This is a genomic window from Sutterella massiliensis, from assembly GCF_016899755.1.
Taxonomy (GTDB): Bacteria; Pseudomonadota; Gammaproteobacteria; order Burkholderiales; family Burkholderiaceae_F; genus Sutterella; species Sutterella massiliensis.
In genome coordinates this window covers 21,230-38,560 of sequence record NZ_JACJJC010000005.1, presented here as the reverse complement: position 1 = coordinate 38,560, position 17,331 = coordinate 21,230, and the positions used below count along the sequence as shown (strand labels likewise).

Here is a 17,331-nt window from a genome sequence, read left to right as displayed (position 1 = left end):
CGTCCCAATCAGTTCTCGCGCGTTTCAAGCGGAATCGTCATCGGCATCTCGACGGGCTTCGGGCCGAGATGGGGTGACGCACGTCCGTCCAAGCCTTTTTCATGAAGCCAGCCTTCGAGCTGCGCAAGCACCTCAAGATTGTTGCGGTCGGCAAAGGCCGCATGCGTGTTGCCGCGAATGCCGAGCTTGGGAAGTTCGACCAGCGTCGCGTCGCCGCCGTGACGATTGACGAGCTCGACGAACTGTCGGGCGCGCTCGCGGGCGATGCGCCAAACGTCTTCATTGAAGACTTCACTCGGCTTGTCTTTGATGTAGTCGCCAAAGACGATAAGAATCGGCACCTTCGTGAGCGCCTGCCATTTCTGCATCGGCACCATCCGCGGGAACATGCGAGAAGCGACAAGTTCAGTCGCCGCCTCCACGGGCGCGGGCGGCTCTTCTTCCGGAAAAGCGCAAGCACCGGGTTCGTAGGCCACGACGGCCTTCACGTGCGGGCTCGCCATCGCGATTTCCCAGCCGTACTGGCCGCTGTTGGAATGCGTCATGAGGATGCCGTCACCGATGCGATCGAAGAGCGCGGCGCCCGTCCTGCCGATAAAGGCTCGATACTCGGCCGTCAGCGGCTCTTCACCCGTATCGGGTGTCTGCTGACGGAAAAACTGATCGACGGCGGCGCCCGAAAGCGGAAACTGACTCCCAGAGTAAATCGTCGGCGCCTCGGGCGCTTTCCAGTCGCCGTTTCGGAAGGCTGACCAGACACCGCTTTCTCGCGCCGTCGTCGGGATGGTCGGACCTTCAGACTTCGCCATCGTGTAGCCCGCACGGCCTCGACGCGGCTGATCGACAATGTAGACGGACCAATCATGCCTCGGCAAAAGCGCCTGATAGCCTTCGCGTCCGTCCGGCGTCGATTCGTAAGTCTTCCCGGATTGACCGATGCCGTGCCACATCACGATCGGCAGCGAACGGGAATTCGCTGCAATGTAGTACTGCGCGTAGCCGTGGTCTCCGTGAAAAGTTTCGCCGTTCTCGAGTTTCGCAACCGTCCCGCCGAAAAAGAAGCTTCCCATCGTTCTGAGCGAAATCGGCGCGGTGTCCGCGGCAAGCGCATTCGCTTTAGGGGCTGCGGCGCTCGAAAACGAAACCGAAAAACCGGCGGCTGCCGCTGAAAATGCAGCAAGGAATCCTCTGCGCGTAAACATGGATCGAATCCTCCACAAAACAATCGCGTTTTCAAATGAGTGATTCGATCTTATTTAATAAATTTCAAGTAGTTAAATTCTTTATAACGATGTAATTATCAATAAAATTGAACGATTGCTTCTCGCTAAGAATCCCGGACATGCATTTCGAACTACGTCAGCTTCGCCACTTTGTTGCGGTCGCCGAAAGCGAAACGCTCACTTCGGCAGCTGAACGGCTTTTCATGACGCAATCCGCTCTCAGCATGTCGATTCGACGGCTTGAAGAATCGCTCGGCGTGCGGCTTTTTGCACGCGTCGGCCGTCGACTTCTTCTCACAAACGAAGGAGAACGGCTGCTCGAAGACGCACGCGCCGTCCTGCGCTCGGCAGAACGCCTTCAGTCGCGCGCAAGCGCCTTGCGCGCAGGCAAGTCGCATCTGCGCATCGGCTTTTGCGACCCAGGTCCGTACTGGTACCTCGTCCCCAAAATCGCCCCGTATTTTTCCGACTGTCGGTTTGAACCGGTACTTGCCTGCGGCGAGTGCACGGTCGAGCGGCTCCTGGACGAAAGCTTCGATGTGCTCGTTGCAGCGGACGTAGCACACCGCGCCGACATCGAAATCGAACCTTTTGCCGTTGACCGGCTGCTCTTAAGCGTTCCGGCCGAGCGGATCGAGCAATTGCGGTTTGCCGCGGGCGATCGCTTGTCCGAGCTTCGCGACGCAGAGCTCTTCGTCCTCGAAGTGGACGGCCCGCTTTCGGAACAGTCCGCGCAGCTGCGCCGCACGCTCGCCCCATCCGTTAACGTGAAGCTCTTTCACGATTATTTTTTCTTTCAGCAGGCACTCGCCGAAAAGCCGGCGCTCACCTTCACGACAACGCTCGTGAGCTCATACCGGCACGACGAAGGCGAACGCATGCTCCTGCCAATCGCCGACCCGCTCGCTGCCATTCGCTACGACCTTGTTCGGCGAGCGGGCGATCAAAATTCGCTCGCGGCGCGTTTTTGTCGGCTCGCGCGACAATTGGCTGCCGACGAAATACACGCGCCCGAACGAACAAAGACTTAAACGGCTTCGAGCGCCGCGAGCCGTTCGCGCGCAAGTGTCGCAAAGAAATACGCAGCCGCAGGAAGCACACGGTCGTTGAAGTCGTATTTTGGATTGTGCGTTGCCGCTTCGTGCTGCTCGTCAACGATGCCGATGCGAAACATGATCCCGGGCGCCTTCTTTTGGTATTCGGAGAAGTCTTCCCCACCCGTCGTCTGCGGCGTGGTCTTGACGAATTTGCTGCCGAAGAGACGCTTGGCGAGCGTACTCGCAGCCTCGGTCGCTGCTGCGTCGTTGACGACAACGGACGTCAGCCGGTCGTAGCGAACTTCGCCCGTACAGCTCTGCGCAGCGGCTACATGCTCGACCATGAGGCGCATTTGGCGCTCGACTTCCGTGCGGCACACTTCGCTATAGGTGCGCACCGTCCCGCTCATGCGCAGCTCGTTCGGAATGACATTGGGCGCATCGTACTTCCCGGCTTCGATCGAAGAAATCGAAAGCACGACGGGCTCAAGCGCATCGGTCTTTCGAGAAACGATCGTCTGGAGCGAATTGATGAGAAGACCGGCCGCTGGCATCGTGTCGATCCCCATGTGCGGGCGTGCTGCGTGAATGCCGCGCCCTACGAGGCGAATGTAGAAGAAGTCGCACGAGGCCTGAAGAGGGCCGGCACGGAAGGAGAATTCGCCTGCCGGCAGGAGCGAATCGTTGTGCGCGCCGTAGATCTCGGCGATTGCTTCTTTCTCGAAGAGCCCGCTCTCGACAACGGCAAGCGCGCCGCGTCCGATTTCTTCGGCAGGCTGAAAGATCGCCACAATGCGGCCGGGGAAGTTGCGGTCAGCCGCAAGATCACGCAGCGCCAGCATGAGCCACGCGGCATGCCCGTCGTGCCCGCAGGCGTGATTGCGGCAAATCGTGCTCGCCCAGGGCGTACCCGACTCGTCGGGCATCGAGAGCGCGTCGATGTCGGCGCGAAGCGCAACGGTTTTGCCCGGACGATTGCCTTCGATCGTCACGATAAGACCGCCCCGAACGGATTCGGCGTCAATCGCCGTGATTCCGTAGCTTCTGAGCGCCCGCTCGATGAGCGCACACGTCTTGGACGTTTCGAACCCAAGCTCGGGATTCGAATGAATCTTGCGCCGCAGCGCGGCCGCTTCGTCGGCCCAAGTCAAAAACCGCTCGGGGAGCTTCTCTGCATGCACCCAGTTCTCGCTAGCCATGGTTGAAACCTCGCTTTTTTCTCGTTGATTCCTCTTTGAACGGTACGCGGCCGTGGCACGCTGACCCGTCCTGTGCGTCGAATGCTTCCGATCTTTTTCGTTCGGCAGTTCTTCGATCTTATGGCGCCTTAACCTCCGTGCTCGGTCTCGAGCTGTCTTCCCCCCCAACGAAAGAAAAACTTTCTTGACGGCGTCCGCGAGAGCCTCTGAGAAATGTCTTATAGGCAACTTTCTCGTATACCGAAAAACCGTTGAACATGAAATAAAGGGCTTTTGCCCGACCATACCTGCGTTATCCACGCTTTTCACGTCTTTTGCGCGTCTGCGGGCTTATTCAAAAGCAGCACGAGACGAGCGTTTCACCCGAGAAGGTGCTCCATGCAATCGAAGAGATCGAACCCGAAGAAGGCTGACCGATTCACTTCCGTTCGCGGCCGCGCCGCGATTGCGGCCTCGCTTGCCGCCGTACTCATTACGGCGTCTGCTGGCATTGCCGCCAAGGACATTACGGTTGCGGTCGGCGCCGCCTTCTCGACGCTCGATCCCTACGACTGCCCGGACGTACTGACGCGCATCTGCGCCAAATCCATCTACGAGGGACTTTTCACCTTCGACAAGAACCTCAAGCCCGTTCCCGAACTCGCCGAGAGCTTTGAAGCCTCGGCCGACGCGAGCGAATACACGATCAAACTCAAGACGGGCGTGAAGTTCCACGACGGCACGGACTTCAACGCCGAAGCGGTGAAGGTGAATTTCGACCGCTTCTTGAATCCCGAAAACCGGCTCAACCGCTACTCGGCCTACTCGATGATCGAGAAGGTTGAAGTGCTTGACCCCGCGACCGTTCGCTTCAAGCTCAAAAAACCCATGCCGAGTTTCATCGGGCGCCTGGCTGCAACGACGCCGCAGATGATCTGCCCGAGCTACATCGAAAAGTACGGCACCGGCAAGCAGCTCGCGACGCGCGCCTGCGGCACGGGCCCCTATGTGCTCGAGCGTTTCAATCCGAACGACGGGATTTTCGTCAAGAAGAATCCGAACTACCGCGTGCCGGGACTGCCGAAACTCGACTCGATTCACTGGGTGCCCGTCATTGAAAACGCAACGCGCGCGGCGATGCTGCGAACGGGCGAAGCGCAGTACGTGACGCCCATGCCCCTCGAGCAGATCGCGCAGCTCAAAGACGACAAGTCGCTTGAAATCCAATCGATGCCGTCGCTCATGTCGCGCTATCTCTCGATCAACAATCGCGTCAAGCCCTTTAACGACAAGCGCGTTCGCGAAGCGATCAACTATGCGATCAACAAGGAGGCGCTCGCCAAAGTGGCCTACGCGGGCTACGCCGTACCGATGTCGGGCATCATTCCGCCGAAGCTGCCCACGTCGCTCAAGATGGGCCCCTGGCCTTACGACCCGAAAAAAGCACGCGAACTCTTGAAGGAAGCGGGCTACCCGAACGGCTTTGAAACGACGCTCTGGTCGGCCTACACGAATACGACCGCCTCAAAGGCCGTGCAGTTCATTCAGCAGCAGCTGCGCCAAGTGGGCATCAAAGTCACGACGCGCCTCCTCGAGCCCGGCGTTCGCACGAGCGAGGTCTATGCCGTTCAGAATCCCGACGACGCGAAGTCGCGTCTTTACTATGTCGGCTGGGCCGACTCGACGATGGACCCGGACCTCACGATCCGACCGGTGCTCGACAGCCGCGAGGCGCCCCCGAAGTTCATGAACACGTCCTACTACGCCAACCCGAAACTTGACGACGTTCTCGACCGCGCGCAGGTTGAAACGGATGCCGAAAAGCGTCAGGCGCTCTACAACGAAGCGCAGCGCATCGCTTGGAGCGACGCGCCCTGGGCGTTCCTTCTCTATGAAGAGAACACGGCGGGCGCGAGCGTGAAGCTCAAGAATTTCACGCTGCGCCCCGACGGCGGCTTTGACTTCTATAACGCCTACTGGGAAGAATGATCGACCGTGCGGCGCTTGGCCGCCGCACACGCTTACGCCTGATGCGGCACCGAGCGGCGCCGCATCGGGCGTTTTTCGTATCCAAACAAGGTGTTGCCGCGAGAAGCGGCGCCTCGTTAAGAATGCCCGACATTCTTGCGAGGTAGAATTCGCATCTCGGCGACGCTTTCGGCACGCGTGCGTCTCAAGCCGTGCGCGACCGATGCTGCCCTTCAGATTCTTTTTTTGTGCTCCGACCGAAGCGGCAAACGCTCGACGGAGCTGCTAACTTCACTGTCTGTCATGAAAGAAATCCGCACCCGCATCGCCCCGAGTCCCACGGGCATGATGCACCTCGGCACCGCGCGTACCGCCATCTACTGCTGGGCCGTTGCCCGTCACTTCGGGGGCAAGTTCCTGCTGCGCATCGAAGACACCGACCAGGTTCGTTCGACGAAGGAGGCTGTCCAGGTGATTCTCGACGGCATGAAGTGGCTCAACCTCGACTACGATGAAGGCCCCATCTATCAGATGGACCGCCTTGCGCGCTACCAGGAAGTGGTCGATCAGCTGCTCGCCTCGGGTCATGCCTACTACTGCTACGCCACGCCCGAAGAGCTCGACGAAATGCGCGAAGAACAGAAGCGCCTGGGCCTCAAGCCCCGCTATGACGGCCGTTGGCGCCCCGAAAACGCCAAGGGCAAGGCCATTCCCGAAGGCGTCAAGCCCGTCATTCGCTTCCGCAACCCCGACGAAGGCACGGTCACCTGGAACGACGCCGTCTACGGTCCGATCACGGTTGCCAACAGCGAACTCGACGACCTCATCATCATGCGTAACGGCATCCCGACCTACAACTTTGCCGTTGTCGTCGACGACTGGGACATGAAGGTGAGCCACGTCATCCGCGGCGCCGACCACATCAACAACACGCCGCGCCAGATCAACATCTACAACGCGCTCGGCGCCGAAGTGCCGGTCTTCGCGCACCTGCCCCTCATCTGCGGTCCCGACGGCCAGAAGCTCTCGAAGCGCCACGGCACGGTTTCGGTCCTCGAATACGAAAAGCAGGGCTATCTCCCCGAAGCGATCTTCAACTACCTCGCCCGTCTCGGCTGGGGTCACGGGAACATGGAAAAGTTCTCGCGCGAAGAACTCGCGAAGATCTTCGAGCTTGCCGACTGCTCGCGCGCCTCGGCCCGCATCGACTGGAAGAAGCTCGACTGGCTCAACCAGCAGTACATGAAGGAAGCCGACGACGCGCGCCTTGCTGAACTCGTGAAGCCCCGCATTGAAGCCCACGGCGGCTCGATCGAAAAGGGCCCGGACCTCGCGCAGGTTTGCGCGCTCCTCAAGAGCCGCTCCGCCACGCTTGAAAAGCTTGCCGAAAGCGCTCTCTTCTTCTACGTCGACCCGAAGATCGATCCCGCCGCTGCCGAAGCCGCGCTCGCCTCGGGCGGCCGCGAAGCGCTCGCGCTCTTCGGTGAAAAGCTCGCCGCGCTCGAAGAGGTGACGCCCGAAAACGTCTACCACTGCATCCAGGCCGTGATGACCGAACGCGAAATCCCGATGAAGGTACTCGCCACGCCGCTGCGCGTACTCGTCTGCGCTGCCGACCGCACGCCGCAGATCGACATCACGCTCTGCCTGATCGGCCGCGACACGGTGCTCGAACGCATCCGCGCCGCACTCGCCTAACGCGCCCGGCGGTCGGCATTCTCACCGGCCCCCCGGTTAACTGAAAGCCGTCCGCCGCTTCGAATTTACTTCGAAAAACTCGGACGGCTTTTTTCTTGATCCGAAACAAAACGAAATTTGCTTTCTTCGTGCGAGAGGCATAGAATTTGTTTTCTCGCGAGTCCCTATCGTCTAGAGGCCTAGGACAGCAGCCCCTCACGCTGCGAACTCCGGTTCGAATCCGGATGGGGACGCCAATCGCATCAAGATCCCTGTACTGCAAGCCTTCGGTGTTCCGGAGGCTTTTTTGTTGCCTATACCTCTCAGGCCTACCAAGCCACCGTTCAACCCGCCGATCCGTTTCGTGAATGCGCACGTACGCTCGGGCATTTTCGGGCAAGCATCGGGCACTGCAACGTGCGGACATCCAGCGCAAACTCGATATCATCCTAAAAGCCGGTCGACACCCGACCGAATCAATGGAGATTCCGCACGACATGAGTGAGAGCGAAACCGCAGCGCAGCCGATTCTGCCGCGCATCCGCCGCTACTGGGACGGGCGCGCCGAAGGCTTTCGGGAAACGCGCGCCTTTGAGTTCGCCGGCCCCTTGAAGGTACGCTGGCTCGCCGAGATCGAACCCGCTTATAGGGCGATCGCCGCAAAACGAAACACAGGTCGACTCGACGTCCTCGATATCGGTACGGGAACGGGGTTTCTTGCGCTTTTGGCGGCTACGCTCGGCGCGCGCGCCGTCGGCGTTGACCTTTCGGAGGAAATGATTGCCGCAGCAAAGCGCACGGCCGAAGAGCTTTCGCTTGCCGACAAGACGCAGTTCTACGTCATGAACGCGCAGGCGCTCGACGCCTTTGAGGACGCACAGTTCGACCTCATCGTCTCGCGCAACTTGGTTTGGACACTCCCGGACCCGAAGGCCGCTTATCGCGAATGGCTTCGTCTCTTGCGCCCGGGCGGAAAGCTCTTGGTCTTTGACGCCGACTATGGCGCCGTTTCGTTCACGAATCTCACTGCCGAACTCGAAGCCGACGGCATCGAGAACGCGCACGAAGGGATCGGCGAAACGCGTCTCAACGAATGCGACGAAATCAAGGCGACGCTCTCGATCAGCCGTGAGCGGCGACCAGCCTGGGATAAGGCGACGCTCGAAGCACTCGGCTTTGCGGCGGTCGACGCGGACGAGACGCTCTCAAGGCGCATCTACCTTGAGCAGGATGAAGCTTGGAATCCCGTGCCGATGTTCGTCGTTCGTGCGGAAAAGCCTGCACTCTAAAGACGTTCAACCAAGCAATGCCAACCAAGCGGGCGCCTCAGAGGCCGCCCGCGAGGAGCGCAAGCACGCCGCCCGTGGCAGGACGCACGCCTGCGTAGCTCGAGCGCGTCGGTGCGGCACGGCGGCGCTCAAAGCGCGGACGCGTCGCTTCGGCCTTGCGAACCGTGACGGTGCCATCGTCCTCGACGGCGAATTCAACGCAGGAGTTGCCTTCCTCAAGGCCTAGGAATTCACGAATTTCCTTGGGGATCGTGACCTGCCCCTTAATGGTGAGTCGATGCGACATCGTCTGCTCCTCTTTAGCCGTCTGCGGCACTCGCAGCGCCGGGCCCGGCAATCCGGAAACAAATCCGCCCGGGCGCTGTCAGATGGAGAGGTCGCGCCCCGACCGAAATTTCAAATAAACCGATTGTCTCGGCGAACGTCTTTTCGCATCGAACGCACTTGACGCGGACGCAAAAAAACCTCCCGAGCCGACAACGACGCGAGAGGTCCTTCCTTGCGTTTCCTAGTCCCGTATAGTTGTCCGCATCCGCGATGCCGACCGCATTGGCTTCGCACTTGGCGAAACCGGCCACCTTGCCCGGGGAATGTGAACGCGCCCTTCGGTTATGAGCCTTTCAGACGCCTTCTGCGGCAGGTTGGCATGAGGCAGTAAACCTCAACTCGTCATGTCGTTTTTGAAGTATGCCCCAAGCGCCTTGAAAAAGCAATGGCACGTCAGGGCTTCTTCGGCTTTTGGAGATCACGCGTCGCGGCTGCGCGCAATCGGGAAACCACCGAGAAGCGCGGCAAGCGGGCGCTTCTTTTCACGGCGCTCGAGATAAGCGGGCGCCTGCTGCCCGGCCTTCTCGCCCGTACGGTTCGTATGCTCGATATAGGGCATATCGAAAATCGGATCGCGAAGGCGCTGAGAGGGCGGCACATAAGCGCGAGCGCGTTCGCGTGCGAGCTTTTCGTCCTCAGGCGTATCGATGCGTTCAGCGGGGGTGCCGCGGCGCGACGGACGGCGGCTTCGCGGCATGGGCGAAAGCGGAATTGCCGTGAAGCTCTGCTTGGTAAGCTTTTCAATCGCCTCAACGAGACGCGCGTCGCTCTCGGTCGCAAGCATTGAAGCGACGCCCTTGCTGCCCGCACGCCCCGTGCGGCCGATGCGGTGCACGTAATCTTCGGCGCTGTAAGGCACGTCGTAGTTGATGACGAAGGGAAGCTCCTTGATGTCAAGCCCGCGCGCAGCGACGTCGGTCGCAACGAGCACGTGAATCGCGCCGCTCTTGAAGCCCTCGAGCGCGGCCTGACGCTCTTCCTGCGTCTTGTCGCCGTGAATGGCGTCGGCATTGATACCGACGCGCTCGAGCGTACGCGCCAAGCGTCGGCAGGTGATCTTCGCGTTGACGAAGACAAGCACCTGCGTGAGCGGACCGCCTTCGGGGCCGCGCGTCTTGAGCATATCGATGAGAACGTCGGTCTTGTCGCGCTCGGAGACGCTGAAGAGCTCCTGCGTCACGGTGTCGGCCGTCGAATTTTCTCGCGCCACTTCGATGATCGCCGGATTGTCGCGCAGGAAATTTTTCGCGAGACGCTTGATTTCGGGCGAGAAAGTCGCCGAGAAGAGCAGACTCTGGCGATTGGCGGGCAAAAGCTTCAGGATGCGCGAAATGTCGGGCAGGAACCCCATGTCGAGCATGCGGTCGGCTTCGTCGAGCACGACCACTTCGACCTGCGAAAGGTTCACGGCGCGGCTTTCGACATGGTCGAGGAGTCGCCCGGGCGTCGCGGTGAGCACTTCAATGCCGCGACGCAGCATGTCGGCCTGCGGACGAATGTCGACGCCGCCGTAGACAACACCTACGCGAAGCGGCACGTCTGCAGCGTACTTGACGAGGTTTTCGTTCACCTGGTCGGCAAGTTCGCGCGTCGGCGTCAGGATGAGCGCGCGCACGGGGTGACGTGCGGGCGAAGCGGAGGTATTGGCCTTCGGGAGAATCCGCTCAAGAAGCGGCAGCCCGTAGCCCGCAGTCTTCCCGGTGCCGGTCTGTGCCGCTCCCATAACGTCGCCCCCTCTCATGACGACGGGAATCGCCTGCGCCTGGATGGGCGTCGGCTCCCGATAGCCCATGCGGGCGATGGCGGAAAGAATGCGGGAATCTAGACCGAATTGTTCGAAGGAAGACATCCTGAATGCGTCTGTCGAAAATGATGAAAGCGCCGGCGCTCTCTCGCGCGCACCTTGCTCGCAATGCGCGCTTGAAAGATCACGGAAACGTTTGATTTTACCCGATTGCCGCGTTTTTTCGAATCCGCACGATTTCGCACGGCGCGACGCTCGGAAAAGCGAAGCCGCCCGAGTTCCGTCCGACGGACGGAGCACGAAGCGGCTCCTTCGAAGCCGTGGCCCCGCTTGTCTTCAGGGCCTGCGGCGATTTACTGCAGATAGTCCTTGAGCGTGTTGCTCTTTTCGGGCTGGCGCAGGCGGCGGATAGCCGCCGCTTCGATCTGGCGCACGCGCTCGCGCGTGAGGCCGAGCATGCGGCCCACTTCTTCGAGCGTGTGATCCTGATTCGTGCCGATGCCGTAGCGCAGGCGCAGCACCTGGGCTTCACGCGGCTGCAGATCGTTCAGGGTCTTGTTGATGCACTCGACCATGGAGCGATCCTGGAAAGCAACGCTCGGATCGTCGTGTTCACTGCCCTTGACGAAGTCGAGCTTCGTAGCGTCTTCTTCGTCGCCGATCGGCGCGTCGATCGATTCGACGCCGCGCATCGACTGCGTGAGCAGGAGCACCTTCGAGATCGGCAGATCCGTGAGATCGGCGAGTTCCTGCTCGGTCGGCTGACGGCCGTGCTGCTGCAGAAACTTCTGCTTCTGGCGGCGCAGCTTGTTGTAAGACTCCGTCATGTGAACCGGGATGCGGATCGTGTTGCCGAAGTCCGCAACGGCGCGCGTCACCGACTGGCGAACCCACCAGGTCGCGTAGGTCGAGAACTTGTAGCCGCGGCGGTACTCGAACTTGTCGACCGCCTTCATGAGGCCGAGGTTGCCTTCCTGAATGAGGTCGGTCATCGCAAGGCCGCGGTTGACGTAGCCCTTGGCGATCGAAATCACGAGACGCAGATTCGCCTCGATCATCTTCGCCTTGGCCTGCATGAGGTTCGTCTGCGCGAGACGCATGGCGCGGTGCAGCTCACGCTGCTCTTCGAGCTTCATGAAAGCCTTCTTTTCGTTGGCCACGAGCTTCACGCGCGCTTCATTGAGCGGCGCAACGCTGCGGCCGACGGCGAGCGACCAAGGCTTGCCCGAAGCGGCAATCTCTTCGAAGACGCCTTCGCGGATCACGTCCTCGCTCTTGAGCAGCGCAAGCGCTTCCTGCTGCGGCATGCGGCACTGATCGACGAGAATGTGACGCATTTCCTTGAGCGTGGCGTTCACCTCTTCCATGTGCGCGCTCATGTGTTCGGTGATCTGCGTGACGAGCTTCACCGAGAAGCGCACGGGCGAGAGCGCCGTCTGCATGGTCTTCAGGGCCTTGCGGTATTCCTTTTCCTTTTCCGGATCGCCGAAGCTTTCTTCAACGACCTTGAGCGCCTTGGCGCACTTGCGGAAAATCGAGAGGACGCGCTTGCGCATTTCGGCGAGTTGCTCGGCGGTCATGGCCGCCGCGCCGATGTCGGTCGCGATTTCTTCGTGCGTCTCGTCGCTATTGGCTTCGGCAGCAAGCGCCTCTTCGGCAACGAGCTGCGAGTCGTTGAAGCCGTCGACAACGGTGTCGACCGGCACGCCTTCGTCCTTCAGGCCTTCGCCCAGGCGCAGGATTTCGGCGACGGCATTCGGGTACTGCACCATCGTCGAAACGAGCTTGATCGTGAACTGTTCGATCGACTTGGCAACTTCGATTTCGCCGGCACGCGTGAGAAGCTTGTGCGAACCGACGCCGCGCAGGTACGCGCGCAGCGGGTCCTTCGAGAGACCGGCGGACTCTTCGGGCGTGAGCATCACGGCCGCATCGTCTTCGTCGATTTCTTCGGCGTTGTCGCCGAGCATGCCGTTGATGAGGATGTCGTCCTCATCGGGCGGCGCCTCAAAGACCTGGATGCCCAGGCGCACGAGCTGCTCGGTCACTTCCTGCAGGCTGTCGGCGGTCTTCAGCGCGCTTTCAGGCAGGTGGTCGTTGATGTCGGCGAGCGTCACCCAGCCGCGGCTGCCGCCGAGGCGCACGAGTTCGCCGTAGCCGTTGTGCGAGGACACGTCGTCGATGCCGGCCGAACCGGCGTCTTCGGCGCCCGCCTGCCACGCGTCGAGCGCACTCGCTTCGTCAACGTTGTCCTCGATATCGTCGCCGTCGACTTCACCGAGCTCGACGGGCGCATCGTCGTCGACTCGCACGTCATCGAGCTGCTCGTCGGCAACGGTCTTCTTCTTTCTTCGGGTGGTGGTCTTGGTCGTCTTGGCCATGTTTTCCCCAAGCTTGCAGCGAATCGTTCGGCGTGCGCCCGCCCGCTCCTCCGGGGCCGATTCAGCGCTTGCAGCCGCCGCACAATCCGTGCGAATTCGAATCTTTCTCGTGTGAACGCCCCGACGCCGAAACGGACTTTCGGAGGTCGCACAGTCTTTTCCCGCGCGAGCTTTCTGCCGCATGAGCTGCCCGGAGGAACCTTTCCTCAGCGTCGGGCCGCGCTCGAACGAAGGCGCATTCTCTTCTCTCTCCGGTCCCACCGGCTGACGCATTCGCACTTCGGAGCTTTCGGCCCGCTTATAAGGGGCGCACACACGAAAAAGCTGCCACAAAGGGCAGCGGGAAAAAAGGCGTTCAGAATACAAGGATCGACTACATTTTTCAATCCAAAAAAGCAATATTCTCTCGGCGTCAAAAGCCGTGATTCGATGCTTTTTTCTGTCGAAAATCAATACAGCTTTGCGAATTCGACGCAAAAGCGAATGTCAAATGCGTCACTTTTCTCGACCAACGGTCAAAAATGACGTCAAGCATTCTTTTGAAGTACGGTTCGAGACGCCGTTTGAAAGGCGTCGAAGTGACGCTCTCATTGTCCCTTTTCGGGATAATTCCTGCGATCATTCCGTCCTGCCGGAAGAAAACGAAACATTTTAGGATCTCAAAAATTGAGTACCCCACAAGCGACCGTCCGCAGTCACGACGACGATCAGACCGAAATGCGCCGAGCGCAACGCGCACGCGTACTTGAAGCGCTTGCCCGAGCGGGCATTGCGTTCGAACTGCACGAGCATCCCGCGGTCTACAACATGGTCGAAGCGCGGGCGCTCGAGCGCCCGCATCCGCTCGCTCAAGCGAAAAACCTCTTCGTGCGCGACGACAAGAAAGCGCGCTATTTCCTTATGAGCGTTCGCGATGAAAAGCGTGTCGACCTCAAAGCTTTCCGCGCGGCGCACGGGACGCGCCGACTCACACTCGCCGAACCCGAAGCGCTTGCTACGCTCCTCGGCCTCTTCCCTGGCGCCGTTTCGCCTTTCGGCCTCCTGAACGACCGCGCGCATGTCGTCGAATTCTTTGTCGACCGCGATTTTCTCGACGAAGAAAACCTCATCGGTCTGCACCCGAACGACAACACGGCAACCGTCTATCTGAAAACGAGCGACCTCATTGCGTTTCTTGAAGCGAGCGGCGTACGCGTTACGCTCTGCCGCTTTGACTGAAGGCGCGCCCGCGCAGAGCGCTTGCGCTTCGTTCGAGCGAGCCGATCGCAAAAACGCACGACAGCCGATCGAGCGGTCGTGCGTTTTTCTTTGCAATGCGGCGGGCGCCTTTGGCGGCCCCCGTCGGTCCAAGCGAGCGCGAAACGAACGTCAGTCCTTGTTGTCGCCTTCGATGAAGCTGCGAAGCTTGTCGGCACGCGACGGGTGGCGGAGCTTGCGAAGCGCCTTCGTTTCGATCTGGCGAATGCGTTCGCGCGTCACGTCGAACTGCTTGCCCACCTCTTCGAGCGTGTGGTCGGACTGCATTTCGATGCCAAAGCGCATGCGAAGCACCTTCGCTTCGCGCGGCGACAAGCTGTCGAGCACCTGACGGACCGTCTCCGAGAGGCTCGTATTCTGGATGGCTTCCGAAGGCGCCACCGTCTGCGTGTCTTCGAGGAAGTCGCCGAGGTGCGAATCGTCGTCGTCGCCGATCGGCGTTTCCATCGAAATCGGCTCCTTGGCGATCTTCATGATCTTGAGGATCTTGTCCTCGGGCATTTCCATCAGCTCGGCAAGCTTGCGGCTGTCGGGCTCGACCCCGGTTTCCTGCAGCACCTGACGCGTGATTCGATTCATGCGGTTGATCGTTTCGATCATGTGCACCGGAATGCGGATCGTGCGCGCCTGGTCGGCGATAGAGCGGGTGATGGCCTGGCGGATCCACCAGGTCGCATAGGTCGAGAACTTGTAGCCGCGGCGATACTCAAACTTGTCGACGGCCTTCATGAGGCCGACGTTGCCTTCCTGGATCAGGTCGAGGAACTGCAGGCCGCGGTTCGTGTACTTCTTGGCGATCGAAATGACGAGGCGCAGGTTCGCTTCGGTCATTTCGCGCTTGGCATTGCGCGCCTTGGCTTCACCCGTAGCCATCTGCTTATAGGTATCGAGAAGCGAGCCCACCGTCGAATAGGCGTGCTTTTCGAGGTCGGCCAAGTGTCGCTGCTCTTCTTCAACGGTCGCACGCATACGCAGAATCGCAGGCGCCTTTTCCGGGTACTTCGCCGCCACTTCGTCGATCCAACCCACGCGCGAGGCGTTGGCAATGAAGTTGCCGAGGAACCACTCGCGGTTGATGCCGATGCGACGCACGAGCTCGTCGTAGACGGTGCGCTCGCTCTTGCGAACGTCGTTCACCGTGCGGCGCAGCGTTTCGCAGAGCTTGTCGGCATTCTTCGCCGTAAAGCGAATGCCCATGAGTTCCTGCTGGATGCGATCCTTGTAGTCTTCGAGCGACGCGGCGTCGGGGCCCTCTTCGACGAAGACGCGCTTTAATTCGTCAAAATGCGCTTCGACGCGGTCGAAGATCTCCAGGCTCTTCTTCTTGAGTTCCTGCAGCTGCCCGACCGTCATGGCCGAGGCGCCCATATCCGTTTCGTCTTCGTTGTGACCGAGCACGCCCTTTTCGTCGTTCGTCGAAACGAGGCCGTCGACGATTTCGTCGATCGGCGTGTCGCCTTCGCGAATGGCGTGTGCGCTCTTCAAGATCTCTTCGATCGTCACAGGGCACCGGGCAATGGCGAGCACCATGTGCTTCAAGCCGTCCTCGATGCGCTTGCTGATCTCGATTTCACCTTCGCGCGAAAGCAGCTCGACCGAACCCATTTCGCGCATATAGATGCGAACGGGGTCGGTCGTGCGGCCGAATTCGCTGTCAACGGTCGAGAGCGCCGCTTCGGCTTCCGCCTCGGCATCCTCTTCGCTCATCGCGGCGCCCGTGCCCTGCATGAGGAGCTGCTCCTCGTCGGGCGCGACTTCGTGCACGGCAATATTGAGGTTGCCGAGAATGTGCACAATCGCTTCGATCGCGTCGTCGTCAAGGAGCGTATTCGGGATGTTGTCGTTAATTTCGCTATAGGTGACGTAGCCGCGCTCCTTGCCCATGCTGATGAGCTTAATGAGGCGCGAGCGGCGCACTTCCTGCGAGTCGTCGCCGTCAACGCTGTAGCCGTGCGCCATCGCTTCGCGGATCGCCTTTTCCTTGGCGGCGCGGCTCTTGCGCGAAACACGCGTCTTCTTTGCGGGCGCTGCGCCCTTGGCGTCGGCCGCGGCTTCGCTCTTGGCGTCGGCAGCAGTCTCTTCGGCTTCCTCGACCCCTTCGACGTCCTCTACGTCGTCTTGCGAGGCGCCTTCACCCGACGAAACATCGTCGAGTCCTTCGAGCTCCGGAATATCTTCGTAGTCGTCGGCGTCTTCGGCGTCGATCACGTCGGCGAAATTGTCGTCGTCGCCCTCGAACCCGTCGAGATCGTCGTCTTCAACGGCCTTCTTGCGTCCGCGCGCGCTCTTCTTGGGCTTGGCGTCTTTTTTGGCGGTCTTCGTCTTGGCACTCTTCGTGCGCGTCGACTTCGCGCGCGTCTTCTTGGGCTTTTCTTCGCCCTCGGACGCGGCTTCGGCCGTCGCTTCGCTCGCTTCGGCGGGTTCGGCCTCTTCAGAGGCAGCCGCCTCGGCAACCTCGGCCTTCGCCTTCTTCGCGCGGGCGGACTTCTTTTCGGTCTTTTCGGCTTTTTCCGCCTTCTCAGCCTTGCTCTTCGTCGAGCGCGACTTCTTGGGCTTGGCCGCCTTCTCATCCTCGGGCGCCTTTTCGCTCTCGGCAGCCTCGGGCGCCGCCGTTTCGACGGCGGCCTTCGCCTTCTTCGAGGGCTTGCTCTTCTTGGGCTTTTCGGCGGCTTCGGTCGCTTCCGTCGCCGCAGCGCTCTGCAGCGCTTCTTCGGCCGCCTCCGCCTTCGTGCGGCGCTTCTTCGTCTTCTTTTCCTGCACGTCGACAGCCTCCACGGAGAGCGTCAGGCCGGCCGTCTCGAGCGGCGCCGCCTTCGATGCCGACTTCTTCGCTTTCTTCGCCGAGGTCTTTTCAACGGACGAATCCTTCGCTTCAGTCGCTTTTTTTGAACCAGCCATGTATAACCACTCCGTGCTCTGCGGCCGCAGCCCCGGGGCCGCTTTAAGCGAAACGCCGCCGCTCTAAATGCCGAAAGCCCCCGTCGGACAGCCGCAGGCAGCCCGCAGAGGTGTGCGCATCGAAGCGCGTCGGCCGCCCCGGCCGCACGCCCCGTCAACTTTTATGTGAAAGACTTCCGAAACGGCTCCCGAACCACCGAAACGGACGTATATCCTCGAAATTTTGCCATATCGGCCCCTTTTCGACCTTTGATCCATCCGAAGAAACCCTAGAGATTTCAAGACATACTGCACGCTATTTTGTAACAAAACGTTTCCGTACTCCGTTCTACCTAGACGGCGGAAACGATTT

At 60.5% G+C, this 17,331-nt stretch carries 11 protein-coding genes and 1 tRNA gene; 6 read left to right on the top strand and 6 right to left on the bottom strand.

Going from position 1 to position 17,331, the window contains the following annotated elements; genetic code table 11:
* Positions 1–8: 8 nt before the first annotated feature.
* Complete coding sequence (locus H6A60_RS04415) at positions 9–1,202, bottom strand: alpha/beta hydrolase (RefSeq protein ID WP_205102206.1); 1,194 nt, start codon at positions 1,200–1,202, stop codon at positions 9–11.
* 140 nt (positions 1,203–1,342) lie between these two features.
* Between H6A60_RS04415 and H6A60_RS04410 the strand changes: the two genes are divergently transcribed.
* The gene (locus H6A60_RS04410) at positions 1,343–2,254 is read left to right on the top strand and encodes a LysR family transcriptional regulator (RefSeq protein ID WP_205102205.1); all 912 of its coding nucleotides are present in this window, start codon (positions 1,343–1,345) and stop codon (positions 2,252–2,254) included.
* On the opposite strand, the gene H6A60_RS04405 is transcribed toward H6A60_RS04410, so the two are convergent.
* The gene (locus H6A60_RS04405; protein ID WP_205102204.1) at positions 2,251–3,459 is read right to left on the bottom strand and encodes a M20 metallopeptidase family protein; all 1,209 of its coding nucleotides are present in this window, start codon (positions 3,457–3,459) and stop codon (positions 2,251–2,253) included. The genes H6A60_RS04410 and H6A60_RS04405 overlap by 4 nt on opposite strands.
* A 378-nt stretch (positions 3,460–3,837) precedes the next feature.
* On the opposite strand from H6A60_RS04405, the gene H6A60_RS04400 reads away from it, so the two are divergent.
* The 4 genes from H6A60_RS04400 (at position 3,838) to H6A60_RS04385 (ending at position 8,372) form a co-directional block, all read left to right on the top strand.
* Complete coding sequence (locus H6A60_RS04400) at positions 3,838–5,427, top strand: ABC transporter substrate-binding protein (protein WP_205102203.1); 1,590 nt, start codon at positions 3,838–3,840, stop codon at positions 5,425–5,427.
* A gap of 282 nt (positions 5,428–5,709) precedes the next feature.
* Positions 5,710–7,104 carry a glutamate--tRNA ligase gene (gltX, locus tag H6A60_RS04395; protein WP_205102202.1) on the top strand — a complete coding sequence of 465 codons (1,395 nt, stop codon included), beginning with the start codon at positions 5,710–5,712 and terminating at the stop codon, positions 7,102–7,104.
* Positions 7,105–7,264: 160 nt separating this feature from the next.
* A tRNA-Glu gene (locus tag H6A60_RS04390) sits at positions 7,265–7,340 on the top strand.
* A 222-nt stretch (positions 7,341–7,562) separates the two neighbouring features.
* Entirely contained in the window at positions 7,563–8,372 is an 810-nt protein-coding gene (locus H6A60_RS04385) for a class I SAM-dependent methyltransferase (protein WP_205102201.1), read from the top strand.
* Between the two features lie 37 nt (positions 8,373–8,409).
* Here the strand turns inward: H6A60_RS04385 and H6A60_RS04380 are convergent, their stop codons facing one another.
* The 3 genes from H6A60_RS04380 to H6A60_RS04370 form a co-directional block, all read right to left on the bottom strand.
* Complete coding sequence (locus H6A60_RS04380) at positions 8,410–8,658, bottom strand: AbrB/MazE/SpoVT family DNA-binding domain-containing protein (protein WP_205102200.1); 249 nt, start codon at positions 8,656–8,658, stop codon at positions 8,410–8,412.
* Between the two features lie 459 nt (positions 8,659–9,117).
* On the bottom strand, positions 9,118–10,548 hold the full coding sequence (locus H6A60_RS04375) for a DEAD/DEAH box helicase (protein WP_205102199.1): 1,431 nt from the start codon (positions 10,546–10,548) through the stop codon (positions 9,118–9,120).
* Positions 10,549–10,796: 248 nt separating this feature from the next.
* Positions 10,797–12,824 (bottom strand): sigma-70 family RNA polymerase sigma factor, encoded by a 2,028-nt coding sequence (locus H6A60_RS04370; protein WP_239477581.1) that lies wholly within the window; start codon positions 12,822–12,824, stop codon positions 10,797–10,799.
* A 666-nt stretch (positions 12,825–13,490) separates the two neighbouring features.
* On the opposite strand from H6A60_RS04370, the gene H6A60_RS04365 reads away from it, so the two are divergent.
* Positions 13,491–14,042: a prolyl-tRNA synthetase associated domain-containing protein gene (locus H6A60_RS04365; RefSeq protein WP_205102197.1), complete on the top strand. Its 552-nt coding sequence runs from the start codon at positions 13,491–13,493 to the stop codon at positions 14,040–14,042.
* Positions 14,043–14,192: 150 nt separating this feature from the next.
* On the opposite strand, the gene rpoD is transcribed toward H6A60_RS04365, so the two are convergent.
* The gene (gene rpoD / locus H6A60_RS04360) at positions 14,193–16,979 is read right to left on the bottom strand and encodes an RNA polymerase sigma factor RpoD (RefSeq protein ID WP_205102196.1); all 2,787 of its coding nucleotides are present in this window, start codon (positions 16,977–16,979) and stop codon (positions 14,193–14,195) included.
* Between the last annotated feature and the right edge of the window lie 352 nt (positions 16,980–17,331).

Coding starts and splice junctions, on each gene's coding strand:
- H6A60_RS04375 (WP_205102199.1), bottom strand. CDS start 10,548: ATGTCTTCCTTCGAACAATTCGGTCTAGATTCCCGCATTCTTTCCGCC.
- H6A60_RS04385 (WP_205102201.1), top strand. CDS start 7,563: ATGGAGATTCCGCACGACATGAGTGAGAGCGAAACCGCAGCGCAGCCG.
- rpoD (WP_205102196.1), bottom strand. CDS start 16,979: ATGGCTGGTTCAAAAAAAGCGACTGAAGCGAAGGATTCGTCCGTTGAA.
- gltX (WP_205102202.1), top strand. CDS start 5,710: ATGAAAGAAATCCGCACCCGCATCGCCCCGAGTCCCACGGGCATGATG.
- H6A60_RS04380 (WP_205102200.1), bottom strand. CDS start 8,658: ATGTCGCATCGACTCACCATTAAGGGGCAGGTCACGATCCCCAAGGAA.
- H6A60_RS04400 (WP_205102203.1), top strand. CDS start 3,838: ATGCAATCGAAGAGATCGAACCCGAAGAAGGCTGACCGATTCACTTCC.
- H6A60_RS04410 (WP_205102205.1), top strand. CDS start 1,343: ATGCATTTCGAACTACGTCAGCTTCGCCACTTTGTTGCGGTCGCCGAA.
- H6A60_RS04415 (WP_205102206.1), bottom strand. CDS start 1,202: ATGTTTACGCGCAGAGGATTCCTTGCTGCATTTTCAGCGGCAGCCGCC.
- H6A60_RS04405 (WP_205102204.1), bottom strand. CDS start 3,459: ATGGCTAGCGAGAACTGGGTGCATGCAGAGAAGCTCCCCGAGCGGTTT.
- H6A60_RS04370 (WP_239477581.1), bottom strand. CDS start 12,824: ATGGCCAAGACGACCAAGACCACCACCCGAAGAAAGAAGAAGACCGTT.